Source organism: Mesorhizobium sp. WSM4807 (genome assembly GCF_055811615.1).
The window spans coordinates 84,849-106,778 of sequence record NZ_JBVVQY010000021.1; the positions used below are offsets into that span (position 1 = coordinate 84,849).

Sequence of the window (21,930 nt, forward strand, 5' to 3'; positions counted from 1 at the left end):
CGCCCGCCGCGTGCGCGGCGGGCGTCAGTTTCAATCACTTGTCGTAGAGTTTCAGGATCGGCTCGACGCTTGTCGCGTCGTAGAGGCTGAAGGTGTGTATGTCGTAGCCGATCGGTTCACCCGAGGCGGCAAGCCCGAGCAGCGCCACCGGCATGAAGCCCTGCGCCGACGGGAACTGCCAGGCAGCCGCGTTGACGAAGCCGGCCTTGACGGCTTCGGCGGTTTCCCTGGAATTGCCCCAGCCGACGACCGGGATCTTGCCGGCCGGCACGCCCGCGCTGTCGAACACCCGCTTGATGCTGGCCGCCACGGAATCGCCGAGCGCGATGATCGCCGGCGGATTGTTGGCCACCATGTAGTCGGTCATCTTGGCAATGATGCCGGCCGGATCGGTGCCGCAATCGACCACGTCATATTTGATGCCGAGCGGATCGAAGACGCTGGCGATGCCTTCGGTCTCGAGCTGCTGGTAGCTGGCTCCAGGCACTTCCACCGGCAGGAACACCCTGTCGCCCTGCTTCACCATCTTGTGGTCGACCAGGTACTTGGCCCAGATGGCACCGGCCTCCTTGAGATCGGCGCCGACATAGGCCTGCCGCCCGGTTGCCGGATCGTCGGTGTTGAAGAACACGATCGGGATGCCGGCAGCCTTGGCTGCCTTCACCTCTTCCGTCCACAGCCCGGGCTGGGCCGAGGTGGTGGCGATACCGTCCGGCTTGGCGGCGAGTGCTGAGCTGAAAGCTTCCTTCTGCGCCGCCATGTCGCCGCCGCTGAAGGAGATCTTGCAGGTCACCTTGAGCTGGTCGCAGGCCTTGGTGGCACCGGCATTCCAGTCGAGCCAGAATGCATCCGACGGGCCGCCATGCGACAGCAGATAGAACGTCTTCTCCTGCGCCAATGCCTGCGAGCTGAATGCGAGACCGGCGAGCACCGTCGCGGCCGCCGCCAGTTTCAATCCGAATTTCAACATTTCTCTTCCTCCATTATATTTCCTCCCGGCTGAAAGCGCCGCCGCGGCGACGCAGGACACCTGTCAGAGCCCGTTGGCGCGGAACTTGCCGTCGAGGAATTTCTTGGCCCGCGGCACGTCATCTTCCGAGAGATGCTCGATGATGACCGGGATGTTCGGGTGCTTTTCGGCAAGCCGCTTGAGATAGAGATCGTAGTTCAGCGAACCGAGGCCGGGCGCCGGCAGCTCGATCTCGCCTACACCGCGGAAAGTGTGGCTCTCCAGCGCGTCCTCGTCGCCGATGTCGGCGTGCTTCTCCGACTTGTCGCCGCCCGAGCGCTTGACGTCCTTGGCGTGGGCTATTTTGATCTTGTCGGTCAGCGTGTCGAACACCTGGTTGAGGATCTGGTCCATCCTGTCGATGTTGTGCGTCTCGAAATAGTTGGTCGGGTCCATCAAAAGGCCGAGGCCCGGATGGTCGACCTGCGCGAACATCTTCACCGTCTCCTCGACCGAGCCGACGACGTTGTTGACATAGGTTTCGAGCAGGAAGACCGCGCCGTGGTCGTAGGCCGTCTGGGCAAGGTCGGCGATGACCTTGCGGCATTCCTCGAAACCTTCCTCGGTCTTGTTCTTCGGATGGTGCACCCAGTCGGACTCGGTGTTGTAGGTGCCGGTTTCCGAGATCACGTAAGGCGTGCCGAAATGGCGCGCATTGCGGATGATCTCCTTCAGATAGCCGACGCGCCTCTCGCGCTCGCCCATGTCGGGATGGATGATGTTGGTGTAACCCGACACGCAGCATACCGGCAGATTGTGGTCGCGAAAGGTGTCGCGAACAGTCCTTGCCTTGTCCTTGGTGATCTGCCCGGCCGACAGGTCGATATCCCTAAAATGGAGGTCGAGCTGCACCGTGTTGAAATCGAGCGCGCGGATCTTCTGCGCGGTTTCCTTGAGGCCGTACGGGAAATAGCCCGTGAAGATACCTGCCTGCATCATGATGTGAAGTCCTCCCTGTAAGCGATTCAGTTGATTGAGTTTGTCGAGATTTCGGAAAGCTTGACCGTGCGACCCTCATCGATCGAGCGATAGCCCGCTTCGATCAGCGCCATGGTCCTGACGTTGTCGGCGACGGAAAGTGCGGGCGGCTCACCCGTCTTCACAGCGTGCTGGAGCTGCTCCATCACGCCGATGAAGGCATGCGGGAACCACATCGTGTCCCAGCTGGGCGTCACCCATTCGCCGCCGGTGGTCTCGGTCGAGGCATAGGTCAGCGTCGAGGCGGCGCCTGTCGGCCAGCCGATCGTGCCCTTGGCGACGCCCTTGGTGCCGTCGACGCGCCAGTTGATGTGCTGGTCGTCCTTGTAACCGTCCTGGCGTGGACCGGACCAGACGTCCTCCAGCGATACGGCGAGCACCCCGGACGGGAACCGCAGCGTCGAAACGGTGATGCCGTCGGAATGGTCGAAGCGGGTGCGCGGATCCTTGCGCGTCAGCGTGGTGATCTCGTCGGGATCGCCGAACAGGAAGCGCAGCACATCGAGATGGTGGACGCTCATATTGGCAAGCGTCAGCCGGTCGTAGTCCTCGAGAAATGTCTGCCAGTGCGGGATGGCGTGCATGTCGATCTGCGCGAAGACGATGTCGCCCAGCGCGCCGCTGTCCATGATCTGCTTCAGCACGCGCATCGATTGATCGTAGCGCATGTTCTGGTTGACCGAGAGGATCTTGCCGGCCCTGGCGGCCTCATCGCGCAACTCGATCGCATCCTTGAGCGACAGTGCCAGCGGCTTCTGCGCCAGGATCGCCTTGATATGCTTCTGCTTCAGCGCATGGCGGATCAGCGCCGGCTGCTGGTCGGGCGGAAAGGCAAGGTCGATGATCTCGACGTTTTCGTCCTCGATCAATTGTTCCGGCGTGTCGTGGACAGTCGGGATCTCCCAGCGCCTGGCGACCTTCTCGGCGCTGGCCTTGGTCCGCGAGGCGATCGCCACTACCGGAAAACCGGCTTCCTTGTAAGCGGCAAGATGGCATTCGGCCATGATCATGCCGGCGCCGACGCAGCCGATCTTGTATTCCCTGGTGCGGACTTTAACGTCCGGCTCGAAGCCCTTGCCCGCTATTTCTTCGCCAGCCATATGTTCCTCCCGAAGCTCGTTCCTTGCAGCCGCCGTCATCTTGCCAGCGCTCCCCCGCTTTGCCCGAAATAATGCACCCTGCCCGGCTCGCAGGATATCGCCACAATGGCATCCGGCCTGATGTCCGGCTGGCCGCGCAGCAGCGCGCTCAGGCGCGCCTGCCCGGCAGCGAGTGTCACGACGGTATAGCCGCCGAGCGGCTCGACCTCGAACACTCGCGCCGGGCGGCCCGCGCGCCCATCCGATGTTCCATCCCGATCCAGCCAGGGCCGGACCTTGATGTCTTCAGGCCTGAGCCCGATCTCGACGGCATCGGCCGGCGCGGCCTTATCCGCGATGCGGATCGTGCCTTCGGCCGCCTCGACGCCGCCCTCGCCGCGTAGCAACTTCAAGATGTTCATCATCGGCGAACCGAGCAGCCGCGCCACATAGGTGCTGGCCGGCCGGTCATAGATCTCGGCCGGCGCGCCGATCTGCCTGATCTTGCCATTCTCCAGGATGGCAATGCGGTCGGCGACCGACATCGCCTCTTCCTGGTCGTGCGTGACATAGATCAGCGTCTTGCCGAGCTCACGCTGGATACGTTTCAGCTCGACGCGCGTCTCCTCGCGCAGCCTGGCGTCGAGCGCCGAGATTGGATCGTCCATTAGATAGGCATTGGGGTCGCGCACCAGCGCCCGAGCGATCGCCACGCGCTGCCGCTCGCCGCCCGAAAGCTGCGCCGGCGGCTTATGCAGGATGTGGCCGATATGCAGCTTGGCCGCGACGTCTGCGACACGCTTTTCGATTTCGGCCTCGGCGACCCGGCGTTCGACCAGGGGAAAGCGGACATTGTCGCGCGCGCTCATATGCGGAAACAGCGCCAGGTTCTGGAACACCATGGCGACATTGCGTTCGGCCGGCGACACCGTGTTGACCGGCCTGCCGCCGATCAGGATTTCGCCGGCGTCCGGCGTCTCCAGCCCGAGCACCAGACGCAGCACCGTCGACTTGCCCGATAGCGGCGGGCCGAAGAAGCAGAAGAACTCATTGTCGTTGACAGTGAACGAGGCGTCGTCGACGGCGAGCGTGTCGCCATAGCGTTTCGTCACATTGCGGAAGACGATATCGGCCATGGTCTCAGCCCGCCTTCATGGCAAGGCCGGTGGCGGCGTCGAACACACGCACGGACGCCTGGGCCGGCGCGACAACCGCTGTCTGCCCGATCGCCAGCCCGACGTCATTGTCGAACACCGCCTTCACCGTGCTCTCGCCCTGGCCGAAATGGACGATGGTGCGCGCGCCGATGCGCTCGACGAACGTTACCGGCATCGACAGGCCGCGGTCTGAGAGAATCACCTGCTCAGGCCGAAAGCCGTAGAGCACATCTTCGCGCGCGGCCCTCACCGCCGGGGCGAGATTGTCCGGCAGCGGCGGCGTGACACCGATCGGCCCGAGATCGATGACCAGGCCACGGTCGCTTTCCGCCGGCCTGCCCTTGAGCAGGTTCATGCCCGGCGCACCGATGAAGCGGGCGACAAAGAGGTTGGCCGGATCGTTGTAGACCTCAAGCGGCGTGCCGACCTGCTGCAGCACGCCATGGTCCATCACCGCGATGCGATCGGCCATGGTCATCGCTTCGAGCTGGTCGTGGGTGACATAGACCATGGTCTGCCGGAACTGACGCTGCAGCTGTTTCAATTCGGTCCGCATCACCGCCCGGAAGGCGGCGTCGACATTGGACAGCGGCTCGTCGAGCAGGAAAATCGCCGGCTCCATGATCGCCGAACGGCCGATCGCCACGCGCTGCAATATGTTGACCGACAGCCTGTCGGCCTTGCGGTCGAGCAGCGGAGTCAGCTGCAGCATCTCGGCAATCGCGCCGACGCGGCGATCGATCTCGGCCTTTGGCGCGCCGCGCATTTTTGGGCCGTAGGCGAGGTTCTGCCGCACGCTCATATGGGTGAAGATCGCATAGTTCTGGAAGACGAAGCCGACGCCGCGCCGCCCCATCGGCACGCCGGCCATGTCGCGCTCGCCGAACACGATCTTGCCGCTGGTCGGCTCTTCCATGCCGGCGATCATGTTCATCGTCGTCGACTTGCCGCAGCCCGACGGCCCAAGCAGCGCCATGAACTCGCCGTCGGCGATGGCAAGATCCATCGTCTTCAAGGCGGTAAAGTCGCCGAACTTCTTGACCAGGTTCTGCAGATGGATCGCGCTCATGCCGGCACCTCCCGCGCCCGGGCCATGCGCTTCATGGCAAACACCGCGACGATGGACAGCACGATCAATATGGCCAGCGCGATCGCAGCGACATAGCCCCAGATCAGGTCTTGGGTGGTGAGCTTGTAAATGTAGACCGAGATGGTTTCGGTAGCGACGCCCGGACCGCCGCCCGTCATGATGTAGAGCGTGTCGAAGATCTTGAAGTTCTCGATCACCCTGATTGCCAGCGCGATGATGATGATCGTCTTCATCTTCGGCAGCACGATGGTGACGAAGCGCTGCCAGGGATTGGCGCCAAGTAGCGTCGCCGCTTTGATCTGGTCCACGGGCACGCCGACCAGGCCGGCAAGCAGGATGAGGAACATCAGCGGCGTCCATTGCCAGATGTCGGCGAGCATGACGGCGATGAGCGCCAGCGTCGGGTCCGACAGCCAGGCGATGGTGACGGGAAAGCCTGATAGCGCCGACAGGATGTCGTTGACCGGTCCGCCTGACTGGAACAGCATGAAGAACATGTAGCCGGCCACCGCCGGCACCACCATCATCGGCATCAGCAGGATCGAATAGAAGATCCGCTTGCCCGGGAACTCGTCGGCAAACAGCGTGGCGAGTGCCAAGCCGAGCAGGAATTCCGCCGGCACGCAGACGATCATGACGATGGCCGTTCTCTTGAGCGCGCTCCAGAAGCGCGCGTCGGCGGCAAGGTCGGTGTAGTTGGCGAAGTTGTTCCACAGCGACCAGGCGCTCCACCAGCCGAGGCCGGACAGCGGCGACCAGTCGGTCAGGCTGATATAGAGCTGCATCAACAGCGGGAACACCGCGATGAACAGCACCAGGATCTGCGCCGGCAGTGTCAGCCGGAAACCGAGCCGCGCGCCCTCGTCACGCAAAGCCGGCTTTGCCTGGACGGTTTTCCTGTTGTCTTCCAAAGCGGAGGCGTCCTCCGGAATCGTGGCAGTGACCGCGCTCATTGCTTGAGCGCCCCGAAGGTCAGCCCGCGCACCAGATGGCGCTGGATCGCGATGCCCATGATGACAGGCGGCACCGCCGCGATCAGGCCGAGTGCCGCCTTGGCACCGTAGAGCTGGCCGGTCATCGAAGACGACAGCGAGGCCATGTAGACCGGCACCGTCACCCATTCGCGTGTCGTCAAAAGCAGCGCGATCAGATAGTCCGACCAGTTGAGGATGAAGACGAACAGCGCGGCACTGGCCAGCGGCGCGCGCATCATCGGCAGCGTGATGCGGGTGAAGACGCGCAATCGCGAGCAGCCCTCGACCAGCGCCGCTTCCTCGATCTCGCGCGGCATGTCGTCGAAGAACGTCTTCATCAGCCAGAACGCAAAGGGCAGCGTGACGATGCCGTAGATCAGCGACAGCCCCCACCAGCTGTCGGTAAAGTTGAGAAAGGCCCACATGATCATCACCGGGGTCATCACCGCCATCGGCGGAAACAGGCGGAGCTGGATCAGCGCCAGCGGCAGGTTCTGGCCCGAGCCGAAGCGCGACAGCCCGTAGGCCGCCGCGGTGCCCGCCGACATGGCGATCGCCGTTCCGAACACCGCCGACAGCAGCGATGACAGGATCGGTTTTAGGGCGGTACGGTCGAGCGCGACGATCAGGTTGTTGGTCGATTCACCGAAGACGAAGCGGAAATTGCTGAGCGTCGGGTTCTTCGGCCACCAGGTTAGGTCGGCGCCGGTCGCCGACCATTCGGCGATCGGCTTGAAGGCCATCGACACCATCCACAGGATCGGCACCAGCGTCACCGCCATGGCCGCAAGGATCGCTGCATAGCGGAATATTTCGAAAGGAACGGAACGCTTCATCTTGCAGCTTTGCTGGTACCATCGTTTGCGGAAGGGAAGAGCACACTCCTCCCCTCCAATCGGATACTGGGAGGAGGATCAGCTGATCGGATCGAGGACGGTGGGCCAGGCCTCCTTGTTGGTCTTGATGGCTTCGAGAAGCTTCTCCTCGCCGGTGCGGCGGGCGATCTTCTTCCACTCGGCCTCGGTGTCGGCCATCGCCTGCTCGGCGGTCTTGGCCTTGGTCAGCGCGGCGACGAGGTTCTCGTCCAGCGCATTGTGGAAGGCGGTGGCGCCGGGATAGTTGATGGTCGGCACGGTGCGGGCGACCGTCTCGCGCACCACATCCATGTGGTAGGCGTGATAGGTCTGGCGGACCAGCGGGTCGGAGAAATCCGACAGCCGGAACGGATCGAAATAGCCGCCGGGATTGGCGGTCATCCAGGCATAGATACGGCTCGATCCCAGCCACTGCAGGAACAGGTAGCAGGCCTCCGGATTCTTGGCCTGCGAAGAGACTGAAGCCGACAGATTGAGCCACAGCACCGACCGGCTGATCAGCTTGCCATCGATCTCGCGGCCCGGCGGCAGCATCGAGCCGATCTTGCCGGTGACCTGCGAATCCTTGTTGCCGGCATTGTCGAGGAATTTCGGCAGGTTGGAGAAGGCGCAGGTCATGGCGGCGCCGCCCTTGGCGAAATTGCCGTACTGCTCCGGCCAGCCCCACGAGATCGCATCCGGCGAATGATGGGCCAGCGAGGCGATATACTCGTTGGTCGCAGCTATGCCTTGCTCCGAATTGATCAGCGGCTTGCCGGTGTCGTCGAACAGGAACTGGTTGGGCGAAGCCATTGAGACATAACGCTGATACCAGTTGGTGTAGCCCCAGCCCTGGTTGCGCAGATCAGTCGATCCGAACAGACCCTTGTCGGGGCGCTGGAAGAAGGCCGCGATCTCGTCATGCTGTTTCCAAGTCCTCGGCGGCGCCAGTTCGTAGCCATGCTTGTCGGAGAAGGCTTTCTTCTCGGCCGCGTCGCCGAACAGATCGGTGCGATAGACCCAGGTCTGGAAATCGCCATCCAGCGACACGCCATAGGTCGAGCCGCGATACTGGTTGAGCAGCGAGACGCCCTTGGCGCCGTTGACATAGCCGCGCTCGGGGTCGTCCCATTCCGGCTTGTACTGGGCGACGAAGTCGTCGAGCTTCAGGATGCCGCCGGTTTCGGCGAGGTCGCCGAGACGGTTCCATTCGACCGCGTAGATGTCATAGGCTCCACCTTTGGTGGAGATGTCCTGCATCGTCTTGGTGAATTCCTGGCCGTTCGGCACGCCGACGATCTCGAGCGGAATGCCGGTTTCCTTTTCCCACAGATCCTTGATCGAAGGCGCGCCGGCGGGAAACGGCTGCGTCAGCTGGCCGATCGAGCCATCGGACAGGCCGAGCACGATCTTGGCCGGCGCCTTCCCTGCCCCCTTCATCGCCTTGGCCGCCTCGATGGCGCGGCCTTCCGGCGTGTCGGGACCATACTGATAGCGCTCCGAACCGTCGAAGCCCGTCGGGCCGCCGATCATGCCCGGCACCAGAGCATCGGCCGCATAGGCGCGGCTGGGACGAATGAATTTCGGTGCGATACCTGCGGCGGCAACAAGCACGGCCGCCTTTCCACCGGACGCCAGCAAACGGCGCCGCGACATGCGGATCATATCAGACATTGGAAGTCCTCCCTCGAGGGCCTTGTTCCTCCACGGCCCTCATGATGGATATTGACGGCACTATGGGAAGGCTGTCAACATCATAAATAATCAAAACACGTCATAACATCGCAAATGAGGGAGAGGATGCAGTCCAGCGAGGTCAGCCCACGGCACCTAGTGCTTGAATTTGAGGGAACCGAGCGCCGCGCCGATCCTTTTCGGCCCGGCTCGACGATTTGATGTAGCGCGCCGGCTTGCGCATCGGCTAAGGCCGGATACATCATTTCCCATCAGAATCGCGGATGACAATGAAATCGTCGTCCGCCATCCGATCCGCTAGTCCGCGATTTTGATGCGCCTGTAGCGCACCAGCAATGAGGTGATCGACTGTGCGGTCCACTCTGACAGACATAGCCCGGGAAGCCGGCGTTTCAGCCGCGACGGTCGACCGTGTGCTCAACAACCGCGCCGGGGTCAGGGCGCGCACCCGCGAGGTCGTGCTGGAAACGGCGCAGCGGCTAGGCTACATCGCTGAAAATTCGAACGGCCCGATCCCGCGCAATGCACCGCGCGGCGATGTCATACGGCTCGACTTCGCCCTGCCCGCCGGCACCAATTCCTTCATCAAGATGCTGCACCGGCACATCGAGGCGCAGGCGCAGTCAAGACCGGACCTCGATGTGCGCGTTGCCACGATCGAAGGCTTCAATCCCGACCGGCTTGCCCGCCTGCTGCAGGAATTGCGCGGCCAGACGCAAGGCGTCGGCGTCATCGCGCTCGACCATCCGACGGTCCGCGAGGCGATCCGCTCGCTATCGGCCAGCGGCGTCAAGGTCGTCACCATCGCATCCGATATCCTGCACGTGCCGAGGGTCGCCTATATCGGCATCGACAACCGCGCCGCCGGCCGGCTTGCCGGCTACCTGCTCAACCGCTTCATGGCCGCCGATCGTCCGGGCAAGGTCGCGCTGTTCGCCGGCTCGCTCTCCTATCGCGGCCATGAGGAGCGCGAGATGGGCTTCCGCCACATCCTGACGGAAGACTCGCCCAATCTGCAGATCGTTGAGATGCGCGAGATGCTCGACGACCGGGAAAAGGCCTATTTGGAGGCCTCCGCTCTGCTGGACCGGCACCCGGACCTGGCCGCGATCTACAATGTCGGCGCCGGCAACACCGGCATCGCTCGCGCACTCAAGGAGCGAGGCCGGGCGCTGTCGACCGTGTTTCTCGGCCACGAAGTGACGGAAGGCACCAAGGACCTTTTACTCGACGGCACGCTCGACGCGGTCATCGACCAGAACCCGCGCGTCGAGGCCCGCGAGGCGCTCAACACCTTGAGCCACGCGATCAGGGACTTGCCCTACGAGTTGCACCAGCCGAGGCTGCAGGTAATCTTCAGGGAAAGCATCCCGGAGATCTGAACGGAAGCTCCCGGGATTAAGAGAGGCCGCGCCAGCAAGCGCGGGCTGTGGCGCTGCGGCGATCAGGCTAATCTTGAGCTCGATGCCGTGCGGGCTATTGTCTTCGGGGACGAGGAGGACCGGGATCGCCTCCGCATGCCAAACGGTTCGGCATTCGGCTGGTTCGCGGCGGAAGCGGCTGCCGCGAGGATCGTTTGCGAGCACTGGCGCGACACGCTCGGGCTTGGCCGCGACGAGGCGCTCGCTGCGGCCTATTGGCGGCGGGGCGCGGCGGGACCGATGGCCGGCTAGAGCTTGCTCACCATCGCTTGCGCATTCTCGCCCAGGCCGATCGCGATCCGGTCGCCGGAGGCAATGCCTGATATGTCGCAGACGACCAGCGGCATGCTGATGTCGTAGAGGAACTCGGCGACGATGGCGCCGACGGCAAGGATCGGGTCCGGCCGCTGCAGCAGGATGCCGGCCGGCGCGGTGCCCCTGCGGATCGCCTCTGCCAGAACCGACGACGAGGACGACGACCCCCGCCCGGATGCCATCACCAGGATCTTGCCGGCGACGTTGCCGCCCACGTCCGAATGCGAACGGTCGATGATGTCGCCAGTTTCTGCATCGACGCCGCCCCAGAAGCTGAGCGCTTGCGGCAGCACCAGCGCAAATCCTTGCGCCTCGCCGGCAAGCTGGAACGTGCCAACTCTCTTCAAGACCGACTTTTCCAGCCCTTTCATGGCGCGCTCCGCACGACATGCCCGGCCGCTGCCGAGCGGACGCAATCTTCCATATCGCCGAACACCACTGACACGCCGATATTGCCGGGCGCGTAATGTGCCCATTTGCCGGAATTGGTCATCACCACGCCGTCGAGACGCTCGAGGATGGTGGTGACATAGGTGCAGGTATCGGTCACCGGAATGAGGCTGAACTTTTGCGCATCGTCCAGCTCGCCCTCATCCTGCAATCTCTTCAACGTGGCGCGTCCGGTGTTGACATAGATCGGAACGCTCCTGCCCGGCGCGATCTTGCGCAGCATCGGCAGCAGGCGCATCCACTCGTCATGGGAAAAATGCGGCGTGCCGAGCGACACCGCTGCAAGCGGCGCGCCGTCGGGGACGCTCGACAGTTTTGCCAGCGCCTGGTCGATGTCGGCGCGACAGATCCGGATCATCGCCTCCGGCGCCATGCCGCGAATTGCCTCGTCGAGCGTCTTTGCTTCCGGCGTGATGCCCACCGCATGAAACAGCGCCACGGCGCCCGCCGTTGCCGCCGCCGCACCCAGCGCCTTCAGCTGGTCCTCGTCGCGCGGCTGCGGCAGGCCCGATATCACAGGAATGCGGTCGCCACTCGCCTGCCCGATGATCAGCCCGACGCCAACGAACAGGGTATCGGTAGGCTCGAAACAACCGGTCAGCTCGAACAGGATCTGGCCGCGTCGATTATCGCTCAAATGCAGGCCCCAGGCCGGCGCGCGCCCGGTCATCGCGCAGCACAAATCGATGAAATCGCCATAGCGGTTGGTCCGCGCGCCGATCACCGAATTGGCGAAGACGATCGCGTTGGACTCGCCCCAGGCGATCTGCTCGCCGAAAGCCGGGCGGAACCGGGTCTGATAGGGCGCGCAGGTGAAGGTCGCCTGGCAGCCGAGTTCCAGATGCGCCTTCATCAGTCGCCGCGCCGGCACTTCTTCGGCGGCCGGCATCTTCACCAGCCCGGGATGGATGAGGTCGAACGAGCCGACATTGAGTGTTGTTGGTACAACCACACGACCGCCTCCCTCGACCAGCCTTTCGACGAAATCGAGGCTGGCCTGGCCGTGATACAGGCAGCCATCGATATGGGCTCCTGCAATGTCCAACAGCTTGCGGGCGCCGACTGCGTTGGAAAAGGCGACCAGTATCTTCATCGCGGCGGCCACGGCCGGGCCCTGCTCGCCATCGAGCATGGACTGATCCTCGGTCGTCAATTCCAGCATCATCGGCATGCTCCGGCGTCCCACTATGCCCGACAGACTGAGGGACAGCACCCCCCTCTGCCCAGCAGGACAGAGGGGGGTGGGAAGGATCGCCAGCTTTTAATCAGCCCGTGGCGATCAGCACCGTGCTCTCCGGCGACCAGCGCAGCACCACTTTTTGCCCCTCCGCCAACCTTTCAATGCCGGTGTTCTGCACGATGACCTTGAGCGTCTGCCCGCCGCGATCGACGAAATAAGTGCTGTTGTTGCCGGCGAAGATACGCTTGGAAACCTGCCCCCTGAGCATATTGGCGTTCGGATCAGACGTCCCTGAATCGGTGGCGATGCGGATGCGTTCGGGCCGCACCGCGCAGCTGGCCTTGGCGCCGGCGGCAAGCGCCGCGCCTGCCCCGGCGGCGATCGCCGTGCCGTCGGGCAAGCGGATGCCAGTGCCGGTGGTCTCGCCGCGAAAGATGTTGGCGTCGCCGAGGAAGGTGGCGGCGAACTCGCTCTTCGGGCTGTCGTAGATCTCCTCCGGCGGTCCTTCCTGCACCAGCCGACCGTCGCGCAGGATGCCGATGCGGTCGCTCATCGTCAGCGCTTCTTCCTGGTCGTGGGTGACGAAGATGGTGGTGATGCCGATCTCGCGCTGGATGCGTTTCAGCTCGATCTGCATGTCGACGCGCAGCGCTTTGTCGAGCGCGCCCAGCGGCTCGTCGAGCAAAAGCACGCGCGGCTTGGTGACGATGGCGCGTGCCAGCGCAACGCGCTGGCGCTGGCCGCCGGACAGCTGGTGCGGCCGGCGGCCACCGAGCTTGCCGAGCTGCACCAGCTCGAGCGCGCGCTGCACCTCGATGGCTATCGTTGCCTTGGCCTCGCCACGCACCGACAGGCCGAACGCGACATTGTCACCCACGCTCATATTGGGAAACAGCGCATAGTTCTGGAACACCATGCCGATGCGCCGCTTCTCGACCGGCACCCGCTCGACGCTCTCGCCGCCGATAGTGATTCGGCCGGAGTCGGGAAAATCGAAACCGGCAATCTGCCGCAGCAGAGTGGTCTTGCCGCTGCCCGACGGCCCGAGCAGTGCATAGAAACCACCGTCGGCGAAATCGATCGAGACGTCGTCCAGCGCCTTGTGCGCGCCGAAGCTGCGCGACAAATTCGCTACCTGCACGCCTGCCATTATTTCTCTCCGCCGAATTTGAAGAACCGTGCCGTGAGCAGCATCAGCGCCATTGAGACGACGATGATGATCGTCGAGACGGCATTGATCTCCGGCGTAAAACCCTTGCGGATCGCGGCGTAGATTTCGACCGGCAACGTTGTCTGGCCCGGCGTCGACAGGAAGTAGGAGACCACGAACTGGTCGAACGACACGGCAAAGGCGAACAGCCCGCCGGCGATGACGCCCGGCATGATCCAGGGCAGCGTCACGCGCGAAGTCACCTGCCACTGGTTGGCGCCGAGCGAACGCGCCGCTTCTTCCAGCTCCGGCGCAAATGTCTGCAGCCGGGCCGAGACGACGACGATGACATAGGGCAGCGCCAGCGCCACATGGCCGAGCAGGATCGCGAACAGCCCACGCCCGATGCCGACGCCGAAGAAGAAGATCAGCATCGCCGTGCCGGTGATCAGCCACGGAATGGCGATCGGTGGAAACAGCAGCGCTTGCAGGACTTTCTTGCCGCGGAATTCATAGCGGTAGAGCGCCAGCGAAGCCGCCGAGCCGAGCACCGTGGAGATGATGGTGGTGATGATGGCGATCTCTATGCTGTTCCAGGTGGCGGAGATCAGTTGATCGTTCTGCCACAACGAAGCGTACCACTCAGTCGTCCATTCGAGCGGCAATTGGTAGAAGGGCGAGACGTTGAACGACATCAGCGCCATGATGATAACAGGCAGGTAGAGGAAGGCGAGCAGCAGCCAGATGTAGAGGCGCCCACACCATTCCAGGATACGGGTCGTCGCCATCAGGCGGCCCTCTTCAGCACCGGCGACGCCAGCGCCAGGATGACCAGGACGACGGCCAGCAGGATGAACGACAAGGCAGCGCCGAGCGGCCAGTTGAAGACGGCGACGAACTGATCCTCGATGATCGTGCCGTAAAAAGTGCCGGTGCGGCCGCCGAGAATGCGCGGTTCCATGAAGGAGCCGACGACGGGAACAAAGATCAGCGCCGCTCCGGCGACCAGCCCCGGCATGGACAGCGGGATGATCACCCGTTTCAGCATTTGCAGTCTTGAGGCGCCGAGCGAACGTCCTGCCTCGATCAGAGAATCGTCGATCGCCTGCAGCGTGAGATAACAGGTCAGCACCATGTAGGGCACGTAGGAGTGCACCAGCCCGATGATGACGGCCGGATAGGAATACATCAGGTCGATGTTGATCTTGAACGGCAGCACGGCGTTGAGCGCGGTGTCGAGAATGCCGCCTTCGCGCAGCACCATCGCCCAGGAGAAGATGCGCACCAGCCCGTTCGACCAGAACGGCAGGATGACGAGCAGGAAGATCGCCTCGCGGCTGCGTCCCTTCAGCACCTTGGCCAGCACATAGGCCGCGGGATAACCGATGACGACGCACCACAGCGTTACCTCGAGCCCGAGCCTGAGCGACGCCAGCAGCAGCGTCAAATACAGCCGCTCTGAGAAGAAGGTGGCGTAGTTGTCGAGCGTGAACGCCCACACCTTCCCCGCCAGGGGCAATTCGGTCATGAAGGAGAAGAAGACCATGGCCGACAGCGGCAAAAAGATCGCCACCGTCAGCCAGAGATAGGCAGGCAGGAGCAACGGCAACGCCGATCGCAATCCGCTCCTCGAACCGGTCGCGACCTGTCCAGCCATATGCTCCTCCCGAAAAGCTTGCCGTTACTTCACCCCGCCCGTTACTTCACATTGACCTTGATCTCCTGCCACAGCGCCAGATAGGCCTCGCGCTGCGCGTCGGTGATCGGCGCCTGGAATTGGATGCGCTTGGCGACATCAGGGTCGCCCATCACCTTGCGGTTGAACGCATCTTCGGGAAGGGCGGCAACCGCCTTGGTGTTGGCCGAGACCGGCGCGCCGACCTTGGTGACCCACTCGACGTAGAAGCCGGGATCGATCATGTAGTTGATGAAGGCCTCGGCGCCGGCGACGTTCTTGGCACCGACCGGAATGGAAAAAGCGTCGAGCCAGGCGACGGCGCCTTCCCTTGGGATGACCAGCGCGACCGGCAGCTTGAAATGCGTCTTGGCCCGGTCGGCCGAACCGCTCCAATAGGTGCCGATGTCGATCTGGTTGGAGGCAACCATCTGGTTCCAGTCGTTCTCCGAGCTCCAGAATGTCTTGATCTGCGGCATCAGCGAGGTCAGCTTCGCCTTGACCGCTTCCATATCCTTGATGTCGTTTATGTTCTGGCCGGTGGCGATGGCGCCGAACTGGACCGCTTCGACGGCATCGTCGCGAATGACCACGCGGCCCTTATGCGCTTCGTTCCACATCTCGGTGATGCTGGTCGGCGGCGTCTCGAAGGATTTCTCGTTGATGGCGAGCGCGGTCAGGCCCCATACCCATGGCACGCCATAGACCTTGCCATCGCGGGCGAGCATCGGCGAGCCTGCCTTGTCCGGGCTGATGTCGGCATAGTTGGGAATCTTCGAGACGTCGATCGGCTGGATTAGCTTTTCCGCCATCGCCTGGTCGTTGAAGGCGGCGTTGATCATGACGACGTCGTAGAGGCCGGGATTGGTCCTGAGCTTGGTCAGCATTTCCTGTTCGGAATTGAAGAAGTCGTTGACGACCTTGTTGCCGGTCGCCTTCTCGAAGGCGGCGATGGCCCAGGGCTCGTCGGCGCCGTAGCCCTTCCAGTTGAGCACATGCACCTCATCGGCCCTGGCGGCCAGCGTGAGTGCCGAAGCGAAGACGGCGGTTGCCGTCACAAATGCAGTCAATTTTGGCATGCGCATGTTCGTTCCTCTCATTGTTTGCCCCGTTGGCGGGCTTGTTGCGTCATTTAGCCTGTCATGAATGGGCCTTTTGCTTGCGGCCGTGCGCGGATCGATCGTTATGGCTGAGGAATGTCTGGATCTCCTCGTCGGTCGGCGCCGACGACCCGCCATGGCGGGTGACCGAGAGCGCCGCCGCCGCATTGGCGTAACTTGCCGCTTCGAAGGGCGGCACGCCGCGCGACAGCGCGCTGACGAAGGCGCCGATATGCGTGTCGCCGGCGCCGTTGGTATCGACGGCGGCAACCTTGAAACCGGGCACGGCCTGCGCGGTGCCGTCAGCCAGCCGCACGAAGCAGCCTTTCGCCCCGGCGCGGATGATGACCGCCTCGGCGGTGGGGCAGTGATTGGAAAGAAGCCGGGCGGCAATGGCCTCGACAGCGCCGGGGCCGGCGATCTCGGCCGCTTCCGTAGTGTTGCAGCTCAGCCAGTTCGTGCGCGCCAGCACCCGGTCGAGAATGGCGCGCGGAATCTCCGATATGACAGGCGTCGGATCGAAGACGAAGGGAATTTCCGCCGGCAGCGCCTCGATCCAGTCGGCCAGCGCGTCGCGGCTCCCGACATAGCTCAGCGTATAGCCGGAGGCGAACACCCAATCCCCCGGCGCAACCCGGACGGGCGCCATCATGCCGAGGCTGAGCACACTCTCGGCGCCAGGCCATGACACGAAGGTGCGCTCGGCGTCGCCGCTGATCATGGCGACGCAATTGCCGCTGTCCATCACGGGTGATGGCGGCGTCAGCGTTGCGATCCCTTCGGCGGCCAAGGCGGCGCGCAGGAAGTCGCCATTCGGTCCGCTGCCGAGCTGGCCGCCGAAGACGACCTTAATGCCGGTGCGGCTGGCCGCGACCATCATGTTGAAGCCGCCGCCGGCGACCTGGGCAAAGCTCGATGCGGTCTTTTCGGTGCCGGGCGCCGGCAAGGCGTCGATGCGGTAGACATAGTCGACCACCGCGCTGCCGATATGGACGAGACGCCCGCTCATGCCGCCGCATCCTTGCCTGAACCGCGTTTCGCCATCCGCACCGCGACCAGATCGGCGGCGAGCGCGCGCACCTGCGCCATGTCGAGCCCTTGGAGCCGGGCGATGTGTTCCTGCGGCAATCGGGAAAAGCCGGTGCAGGCGCCTGCCATGCCGGCGGCAATGGCGCCGATCGTGTCGGTGTCGCCGCCGAGATTGGCGCTGATGACGGCCGCCTGCCAGGGATCGCCACCGGCTATTTCCAGCACCGCGAAGGCCGCCGGAACCGATTCCTGGCTGGCGACGCCGGTGCCGACCAGGTCGACGATCAGCCGGATGCCATCAGTGACGGCCTTGCCGCGGACGAGGCTCCTCGCCCAGTCGATCCGCGCGGCGATATCGCCACCGGTGACCCAGTGTCCGAGTGCCGCCCCTTGCCTTGCCGCCACAACCGCACGGTCCGAGGCTGCTCGCCAATCGCCGCCGGCAACACCGCAGCTGACGGCGGCAGCGACGGCTGCGGCCGAGGCAATGGCGATCGAGGTGTTGTGCGTGGCGCGGCAGGTTTCCGCCACCTTGGCGACCAACCCGTCGAGCGGCTCCAGCGGCATCATGATGCCGACCGGCGCGATGCGCATCGCCGCGCCATTGGTATCGCCGCTGCGTCCCGCCTCCTCGGCCGGCACGCCGTCATTGATGGCGTCGATGGCGCGCTTGGTCGACGGGCCGAGCAGGTCATAGCTGCCGCGCGCCTTGACCTCGCGCTCCCAGTCGAGCAGCGCGTTGACCCAGCGCGCATGATCGAAGTTGTCGCCTGAAACAACCAGGACACGACCGAGCAGCAGCGCCTGTTCGGTGTCGTCGGTAACAGTGCCGGCGACCAGGCCCTTCGACACCGGATGATCGGCGACGGGCGCGACGAAATCCTCGACCTGGCCGTAGAGCTCGGCGATGCGGGCCGGCGACAAAAGCTGCGTCGGCATGCCGAGCGCATCGCCCAGCGCACCGCCGATAAGCACACCCATCGCCCGGTCGATCGCCTCGGCGCTGTCCATGCTCAGAACTCCAGGTGAAGGGCGAAATGCGCCGGATTGAGCAGGCTGGTGACATATTCGATGGCGCGGCCATCGGCGGCGCGCGTCAGGCGCCGCGTGCGCAGGAACGGCGCGCCGGGCGCGCAGTCGAGAATGGCCGCGTCCGCGGCGCTCAGCATCTCGATGTCGGCCCACTCCTCGCCGTGATCGGGGACGAGCCCCGCCCCGCGCAGCGTCTGGTGCAGCGAGCCCTCGCGCAGGCCGCGCAGCGGCACGTCCTCCAGCTCCGGCGACAGCGGCAAGCGGCTGCGCTCGATCGAGATGGCATGGCCGTCATCGGCGTTGGAGCGCACCCGGTCGACGGCGATGAAGAACGGGCTTTCGACGCCGAGCCTGGCGGCGAGCTCGGCATCCTGCATGACTTCGAGCCTGAGCGTGCGCGTGTCGGCATTGGCGCCGGCATTGGCCAGCGCCCGCGACCAGCCGACGGCGTCGTCGACCGGCATGCCGTCGAAGGTGACGAACGAGCCGATGCCGACCTTGGTGGTGATCAGCCCGCGGCTCGACAGTTCCTCGAGGCCCTTGCGGATGGTGTTGCGGCTGACCGCGAAGCGCTGGACGAGCTCGTTCTCGCTCTGCAGGCGGTCGCCGAAGCCGAGCACGCCGGAGCGTATCTCGTGTTCGAGGACGGTGGCGATCCGTTCGGGCTTGCCCGTTCCGGGAGACGACGGAGTCGTGCGACGCGCCATGGAATACCTGTTCAGTAAACCTGTATAGTCTTGTTCAATATCGTGACATGGCAGGCATGTCAACGGCTCGCTGCCAGCACGCTTTTGAGTTCCCGGCATTTGCCGGGCAAGATTGCCCTGCTGATCACGACGGTTCGTCGCAGACTGGAATTTTATGGGAACCTTCACCACCCCCGAGCGGTTTTTTCTGTAGTCGCGATGCGGCGACAACCGAAAAAATGGAGACAAATGGAGGCAAACCATGCTTACGAAGATTCTCGCGGCGTCCGTGCTCGCCGCCGGCCTGGCCACCTCTGCGATGGCCCAGAGTACCGCCGACACAGATGCTGAAATGGGTACCGGCAGCGACAGGAGCGTCGTTATCGACCCGGCCCCGATCGATCCGAACCTGGCCGATGAGCCGGATGCTGTCGATCGCGGGATTACCGGTAGCATTATTGCGGGCCCCGACGGCACGAATTCCAATGCCGATCGGAACTGCGCTATAGGCCCGCAGGGCGCGCTGCCTGATGCCACGCACAAGGCTCCCGGCACGGTCTCACCGACGGTCAACGACAGGCACTGCGGCATGTAGCCGAGATCGATTTCGGAAACTCACGCTTTCGGCCGCGGGACAGAGCTTCGTCCCGCGGCCGAAGCGTTATTGTTCTAGCTCGCTGAACCTTTGCGCGGCCGAGCAGTCTTTGACTTGGTGTCCTTTGGCTTAGTGTCCTTGGGCTTGGCCTTGGCGGCCGCCGGCTCCTTCGGTCGAGCCGCCTTGGCTTTCGGCCTGCTCTCCTCACCGTCGACCTCGGCAGTGGCCTGGTCCCAGTGCTGCTGATGCGCGCCGTCGGGCCGGCCGGCCTGTTCCCAGATCGCGTGAGCCCGCCGGCGAATGCGTTCCTGCCTGTCGTCCGTCACTGTTGCCTCCATCGGTTCGGTTCAAGGCCTTGGGCAACAGCTGTCTTAGCCCAAGTTCTCATTAGCGTCATGAGTTAGGATCGACGTCATGAGTCGGATCGACGCTTTGGGCGGCTTCAGCCCTATTCGGACAGAACCGCGACACCGAGGAGTGCCGCCTTCTTGGTAATCAGCCCCGCCAGATCCGCGTCCGAGCGCTCCGTTCCAGTTTGCTCACGCACGGCTGCAATCAACTCCTTCATCGACAACAGGGCAGTGCCCCGTTCAGCAAGCAGCTTGTCGACAGATGCGGCCACATTGCGTGACTCGACATGCGGCAACATGGAAATGGCTCCTTCCCGCGACAAGACGATCAACAGCCGGCTGCCTGCCGGCCAGCCGCCGCTCCTCTCGCGTCTTCCCGAGAGAGCGGCGGGTGAAGGTCAGTCGATGACCTTCACGATCCTGCGGGTGCCGGGATCGACCAGCACGGTGCGATCGTCGACGACCACGTATCTGTATTTCACGTCGGGAACGTCGATCGGGTGAAGCTCAACCGTGTCGGGCACGGTGGAACCGATGTTGAGCTCCACTCCCAGAAGGCTGATCGACGCCAGCGGGTGCCTGTCCACATATTCGCGAATGACCGTCTGCTGCTCGGGCGTGACAATCACCTGGTCTGCGGTGGCCACGCCGACACCGGTGAGCAGAACCAGCCCGGCGGCGGCAGGAACAAGGTGGATCTTCATCGTCTTCTCCTGTTCTTGTTGGCGGACTTCGCCTTCCACTGGTGGCAACAATAGATCACAATCGGGACGGCGGGCCCTCTTTGGAAACGCTCACGCAACCTTCTTGTTCCGTGAGCGGCGGCTAATCGATCGCCGTATTGGCGCCGCTCTGGTGCGTTCCCGCGAGCCGCCGCGGTGGCCCGCGTTCCTTTCGCAGGCACGCGGGCCGATCGGATTGCCCGATCAGCAGCGATACCGGAGGGGGTGATATCGACTGCTTCGAAAGGAACATTTAGCGAGAACTAATGTTCCGCCCCCCAGCAAAAAAGCCTGCCGGCGTCGGGCTCCCGTCAGGCGCCGAGACGGCAAATGCCCCAACCTATTGTTTCTGCGGCTGCGCCGGCACCTCGCCGGGCTTGAGCACCGGTGTCCTGCCTTCGTCCGGCGGCGGTGCGGCCATGCCCTGATCGCCGGTCGGCGGCGGCAGCAGCACGCCGTTGCAGGGATCAAGCGTGTCGGTCAGGCTGTCGCCGGCACCGTTGTTGGCGGGCGGCTCCTGCTGCTGGCCGTTCTGCGGCTGGGCCTGGCAGGGGCCGGCAGGCGCCTGGTCTTGTGTCTGGTCATCCGTCTGGGCGGCAGCCGGCGCCGCCAACGCCAGTGCGCCGAGCACGCCGATGATCAACGCGCTCGGCAGGAATGCGAAAGGTTTCATGTCGAACTCCTTTCCCGCGAACCTCCTTGCCAAAGCAGGTGGGCGGCGATTGGTTCCCGCATGCTGCGACGCGACCGGCTCCATGCAGGTTCAATCGACCGGCACGACAGTTTTGGGCGGCAATGGCGACGAGCTCCGTGGAAGACGCGAAAAAACCGCCCCGTTTCCGGGGCGGGCGCAGCATGTTGGTGAATCGTTAATCAGCGATTGCTACTATATTGGACCATGACCAAAAATCTCGGAAACGCCGAAAGGAATGCCCCAAAGGAACCGGCAAGGCGTTCCGTCTTCAGCCAGCTGGCGCCGGCCCTGTTTCCCCTGGTGGTCGTCGCGCTTGGCTATCTGGTCGGCTGGCAATTCTTCGGCTTCTAGCGCATCGGCCGCCTCGGTGCCGCGCGAAAAGACGTCGCGCGAAGAGATCTTGGATCAGGCGCCGGCTGCTCCTAGCACCAATCTCCAACTTTTGCGATTAAGCCCCCTGCGCCTTCCTCATCCAAGGGCGGAGCAAGGAGCGAAGCGACGTGGCGCAGACCCTGGGAGCCATTCCGTTGCCTTGGAGCGCTGCTGCGGTGCAGAACCTTTGATCGCGGAGGGACAGCGCCCCCCTCTGTCCTGCCGGACATCTCCCCCACAAGGAGATGTTTGGACTGGGGACATCGCGAACAGGTGTGCGAGGACATCGCGAACAGTTTTGCGCATTGTGCGCGAGGGGGTTC

25 protein-coding genes are annotated in these 21,930 nt (G+C 63.9%); 4 read left to right on the forward strand and 21 right to left on the reverse strand.

Annotation, left to right across the window (positions count from 1 at the left end; all coding sequences use genetic code 11):
- Positions 1-34 precede the first annotated feature (34 nt).
- From AC0L3N_RS24210 to AC0L3N_RS24245, 8 genes are all read right to left on the reverse strand, one after another.
- Positions 35-970: a sugar ABC transporter substrate-binding protein gene (locus AC0L3N_RS24210; RefSeq protein ID WP_473549875.1), complete on the reverse strand. Its 936-nt coding sequence runs from the start codon at positions 968-970 to the stop codon at positions 35-37.
- Positions 971-1,033: 63 nt separating this feature from the next.
- Positions 1,034-1,948 (reverse strand): sugar phosphate isomerase/epimerase family protein, encoded by a 915-nt coding sequence (locus AC0L3N_RS24215; protein ID WP_473549876.1) that lies wholly within the window; start codon positions 1,946-1,948, stop codon positions 1,034-1,036.
- A gap of 26 nt (positions 1,949-1,974) precedes the next feature.
- Positions 1,975-3,087, reverse strand: a complete 1,113-nt coding sequence (locus tag AC0L3N_RS24220) for a Gfo/Idh/MocA family protein (RefSeq protein WP_473549878.1) — start codon at positions 3,085-3,087, stop codon at positions 1,975-1,977.
- 35 nt (positions 3,088-3,122) lie between these two features.
- A complete protein-coding gene (locus tag AC0L3N_RS24225) occupies positions 3,123-4,202 on the reverse strand; it encodes an ABC transporter ATP-binding protein (RefSeq protein WP_473549879.1) in 1,080 nt (359 codons plus the stop codon).
- Between the two features lie 4 nt (positions 4,203-4,206).
- Positions 4,207-5,292, reverse strand: a complete 1,086-nt coding sequence (locus AC0L3N_RS24230; RefSeq protein ID WP_473549880.1) for an ABC transporter ATP-binding protein — start codon at positions 5,290-5,292, stop codon at positions 4,207-4,209.
- Positions 5,289-6,266 (reverse strand): carbohydrate ABC transporter permease, encoded by a 978-nt coding sequence (locus AC0L3N_RS24235; RefSeq protein ID WP_473549882.1) that lies wholly within the window; start codon positions 6,264-6,266, stop codon positions 5,289-5,291. The genes AC0L3N_RS24230 and AC0L3N_RS24235 overlap by 4 nt, the downstream gene beginning before the upstream one ends.
- Positions 6,263-7,123, reverse strand: a complete 861-nt coding sequence (locus AC0L3N_RS24240) for a carbohydrate ABC transporter permease (RefSeq protein ID WP_123152066.1) — start codon at positions 7,121-7,123, stop codon at positions 6,263-6,265. Before AC0L3N_RS24240 ends, AC0L3N_RS24235 begins: the two co-directional genes overlap by 4 nt.
- A gap of 78 nt (positions 7,124-7,201) precedes the next feature.
- Entirely contained in the window at positions 7,202-8,815 is a 1,614-nt protein-coding gene (locus AC0L3N_RS24245; protein ID WP_473549883.1) for an extracellular solute-binding protein, read from the reverse strand.
- Between the two features lie 371 nt (positions 8,816-9,186).
- Between AC0L3N_RS24245 and AC0L3N_RS24250 the strand changes: the two genes are divergently transcribed.
- A complete protein-coding gene (locus AC0L3N_RS24250; protein ID WP_123152068.1) occupies positions 9,187-10,218 on the forward strand; it encodes a LacI family DNA-binding transcriptional regulator in 1,032 nt (343 codons plus the stop codon).
- 135 nt (positions 10,219-10,353) lie between these two features.
- The gene (locus tag AC0L3N_RS24255) at positions 10,354-10,509 is read left to right on the forward strand and encodes an SIP domain-containing protein (RefSeq protein WP_244603139.1); all 156 of its coding nucleotides are present in this window, start codon (positions 10,354-10,356) and stop codon (positions 10,507-10,509) included.
- Here AC0L3N_RS24255 and AC0L3N_RS24260 read toward each other — a convergent pair.
- The 9 genes from AC0L3N_RS24260 to AC0L3N_RS24300 form a co-directional block, all read right to left on the reverse strand.
- Positions 10,506-10,943 carry an aconitase X swivel domain-containing protein gene (locus tag AC0L3N_RS24260; RefSeq protein WP_123152069.1) on the reverse strand — a complete coding sequence of 146 codons (438 nt, stop codon included), beginning with the start codon at positions 10,941-10,943 and terminating at the stop codon, positions 10,506-10,508. The genes AC0L3N_RS24255 and AC0L3N_RS24260 overlap by 4 nt on opposite strands.
- Complete coding sequence (locus tag AC0L3N_RS24265; RefSeq protein ID WP_473549885.1) at positions 10,940-12,187, reverse strand: aconitase X; 1,248 nt, start codon at positions 12,185-12,187, stop codon at positions 10,940-10,942. Before AC0L3N_RS24265 ends, AC0L3N_RS24260 begins: the two co-directional genes overlap by 4 nt.
- A gap of 100 nt (positions 12,188-12,287) precedes the next feature.
- Positions 12,288-13,352, reverse strand: a complete 1,065-nt coding sequence (locus AC0L3N_RS24270; RefSeq protein ID WP_473549886.1) for an ABC transporter ATP-binding protein — start codon at positions 13,350-13,352, stop codon at positions 12,288-12,290.
- A complete protein-coding gene (locus tag AC0L3N_RS24275; protein ID WP_473549888.1) occupies positions 13,352-14,140 on the reverse strand; it encodes an ABC transporter permease in 789 nt (262 codons plus the stop codon). Before AC0L3N_RS24275 ends, AC0L3N_RS24270 begins: the two co-directional genes overlap by 1 nt.
- Entirely contained in the window at positions 14,140-15,009 is an 870-nt protein-coding gene (locus tag AC0L3N_RS24280) for an ABC transporter permease (protein WP_473549889.1), read from the reverse strand. The genes AC0L3N_RS24275 and AC0L3N_RS24280 overlap by 1 nt, the downstream gene beginning before the upstream one ends.
- A 41-nt stretch (positions 15,010-15,050) precedes the next feature.
- The gene (locus tag AC0L3N_RS24285) at positions 15,051-16,112 is read right to left on the reverse strand and encodes an ABC transporter substrate-binding protein (protein WP_473488156.1); all 1,062 of its coding nucleotides are present in this window, start codon (positions 16,110-16,112) and stop codon (positions 15,051-15,053) included.
- A 55-nt stretch (positions 16,113-16,167) separates the two neighbouring features.
- Positions 16,168-17,136, reverse strand: a complete 969-nt coding sequence (locus tag AC0L3N_RS24290; protein WP_473549891.1) for a PfkB family carbohydrate kinase — start codon at positions 17,134-17,136, stop codon at positions 16,168-16,170.
- Complete coding sequence (locus AC0L3N_RS24295; RefSeq protein WP_473549892.1) at positions 17,133-18,167, reverse strand: ADP-ribosylglycohydrolase family protein; 1,035 nt, start codon at positions 18,165-18,167, stop codon at positions 17,133-17,135. The genes AC0L3N_RS24290 and AC0L3N_RS24295 overlap by 4 nt, the downstream gene beginning before the upstream one ends.
- 2 nt (positions 18,168-18,169) lie before the next feature.
- Complete coding sequence (locus tag AC0L3N_RS24300; RefSeq protein WP_473549893.1) at positions 18,170-18,895, reverse strand: GntR family transcriptional regulator; 726 nt, start codon at positions 18,893-18,895, stop codon at positions 18,170-18,172.
- A 241-nt stretch (positions 18,896-19,136) separates the two neighbouring features.
- Here AC0L3N_RS24300 and AC0L3N_RS24305 point away from each other — a divergent pair, with 241 nt between their 5' ends.
- Positions 19,137-19,469 (forward strand): hypothetical protein, encoded by a 333-nt coding sequence (locus AC0L3N_RS24305; RefSeq protein WP_473549895.1) that lies wholly within the window; start codon positions 19,137-19,139, stop codon positions 19,467-19,469.
- A gap of 74 nt (positions 19,470-19,543) precedes the next feature.
- On the opposite strand, the gene AC0L3N_RS24310 is transcribed toward AC0L3N_RS24305, so the two are convergent.
- The 4 genes from AC0L3N_RS24310 to AC0L3N_RS24325 form a co-directional block, all read right to left on the reverse strand.
- Complete coding sequence (locus tag AC0L3N_RS24310; protein WP_473549896.1) at positions 19,544-19,795, reverse strand: DUF2934 domain-containing protein; 252 nt, start codon at positions 19,793-19,795, stop codon at positions 19,544-19,546.
- A gap of 122 nt (positions 19,796-19,917) precedes the next feature.
- Positions 19,918-20,118, reverse strand: a complete 201-nt coding sequence (locus AC0L3N_RS24315) for a hypothetical protein (protein WP_123152077.1) — start codon at positions 20,116-20,118, stop codon at positions 19,918-19,920.
- 99 nt (positions 20,119-20,217) lie between these two features.
- Positions 20,218-20,523 carry a DUF1236 domain-containing protein gene (locus tag AC0L3N_RS24320; protein WP_473549897.1) on the reverse strand — a complete coding sequence of 102 codons (306 nt, stop codon included), beginning with the start codon at positions 20,521-20,523 and terminating at the stop codon, positions 20,218-20,220.
- 358 nt (positions 20,524-20,881) lie between these two features.
- Positions 20,882-21,214 (reverse strand): hypothetical protein, encoded by a 333-nt coding sequence (locus tag AC0L3N_RS24325; RefSeq protein WP_473549899.1) that lies wholly within the window; start codon positions 21,212-21,214, stop codon positions 20,882-20,884.
- Between the two features lie 225 nt (positions 21,215-21,439).
- Between AC0L3N_RS24325 and AC0L3N_RS24330 the strand changes: the two genes are divergently transcribed.
- Positions 21,440-21,586: a hypothetical protein gene (locus AC0L3N_RS24330; protein WP_473549901.1), complete on the forward strand. Its 147-nt coding sequence runs from the start codon at positions 21,440-21,442 to the stop codon at positions 21,584-21,586.
- Positions 21,587-21,930: the final 344 nt, after the last annotated feature.

Coding starts and splice junctions, on each gene's coding strand:
- AC0L3N_RS24290 (WP_473549891.1), bottom strand. CDS start 17,136: ATGAGCGGGCGTCTCGTCCATATCGGCAGCGCGGTGGTCGACTATGTC.
- AC0L3N_RS24275 (WP_473549888.1), bottom strand. CDS start 14,140: ATGGCGACGACCCGTATCCTGGAATGGTGTGGGCGCCTCTACATCTGG.
- AC0L3N_RS24230 (WP_473549880.1), bottom strand. CDS start 5,292: ATGAGCGCGATCCATCTGCAGAACCTGGTCAAGAAGTTCGGCGACTTT.
- AC0L3N_RS24255 (WP_244603139.1), top strand. CDS start 10,354: ATGCCAAACGGTTCGGCATTCGGCTGGTTCGCGGCGGAAGCGGCTGCC.
- AC0L3N_RS24225 (WP_473549879.1), bottom strand. CDS start 4,202: ATGGCCGATATCGTCTTCCGCAATGTGACGAAACGCTATGGCGACACG.
- AC0L3N_RS24315 (WP_123152077.1), bottom strand. CDS start 20,118: ATGTTGCCGCATGTCGAGTCACGCAATGTGGCCGCATCTGTCGACAAG.
- AC0L3N_RS24220 (WP_473549878.1), bottom strand. CDS start 3,087: ATGGCTGGCGAAGAAATAGCGGGCAAGGGCTTCGAGCCGGACGTTAAA.
- AC0L3N_RS24210 (WP_473549875.1), bottom strand. CDS start 970: ATGTTGAAATTCGGATTGAAACTGGCGGCGGCCGCGACGGTGCTCGCC.
- AC0L3N_RS24260 (WP_123152069.1), bottom strand. CDS start 10,943: ATGAAAGGGCTGGAAAAGTCGGTCTTGAAGAGAGTTGGCACGTTCCAG.
- AC0L3N_RS24295 (WP_473549892.1), bottom strand. CDS start 18,167: ATGGACAGCGCCGAGGCGATCGACCGGGCGATGGGTGTGCTTATCGGC.
- AC0L3N_RS24245 (WP_473549883.1), bottom strand. CDS start 8,815: ATGTCTGATATGATCCGCATGTCGCGGCGCCGTTTGCTGGCGTCCGGT.
- AC0L3N_RS24265 (WP_473549885.1), bottom strand. CDS start 12,187: ATGATGCTGGAATTGACGACCGAGGATCAGTCCATGCTCGATGGCGAG.
- AC0L3N_RS24240 (WP_123152066.1), bottom strand. CDS start 7,123: ATGAAGCGTTCCGTTCCTTTCGAAATATTCCGCTATGCAGCGATCCTT.
- AC0L3N_RS24235 (WP_473549882.1), bottom strand. CDS start 6,266: ATGAGCGCGGTCACTGCCACGATTCCGGAGGACGCCTCCGCTTTGGAA.
- AC0L3N_RS24285 (WP_473488156.1), bottom strand. CDS start 16,112: ATGCGCATGCCAAAATTGACTGCATTTGTGACGGCAACCGCCGTCTTC.
- AC0L3N_RS24280 (WP_473549889.1), bottom strand. CDS start 15,009: ATGGCTGGACAGGTCGCGACCGGTTCGAGGAGCGGATTGCGATCGGCG.
- AC0L3N_RS24325 (WP_473549899.1), bottom strand. CDS start 21,214: ATGAAACCTTTCGCATTCCTGCCGAGCGCGTTGATCATCGGCGTGCTC.
- AC0L3N_RS24215 (WP_473549876.1), bottom strand. CDS start 1,948: ATGATGCAGGCAGGTATCTTCACGGGCTATTTCCCGTACGGCCTCAAG.
- AC0L3N_RS24305 (WP_473549895.1), top strand. CDS start 19,137: ATGCTTACGAAGATTCTCGCGGCGTCCGTGCTCGCCGCCGGCCTGGCC.
- AC0L3N_RS24270 (WP_473549886.1), bottom strand. CDS start 13,352: ATGGCAGGCGTGCAGGTAGCGAATTTGTCGCGCAGCTTCGGCGCGCAC.
- AC0L3N_RS24300 (WP_473549893.1), bottom strand. CDS start 18,895: ATGGCGCGTCGCACGACTCCGTCGTCTCCCGGAACGGGCAAGCCCGAA.
- AC0L3N_RS24320 (WP_473549897.1), bottom strand. CDS start 20,523: ATGAAGATCCACCTTGTTCCTGCCGCCGCCGGGCTGGTTCTGCTCACC.
- AC0L3N_RS24330 (WP_473549901.1), top strand. CDS start 21,440: ATGACCAAAAATCTCGGAAACGCCGAAAGGAATGCCCCAAAGGAACCG.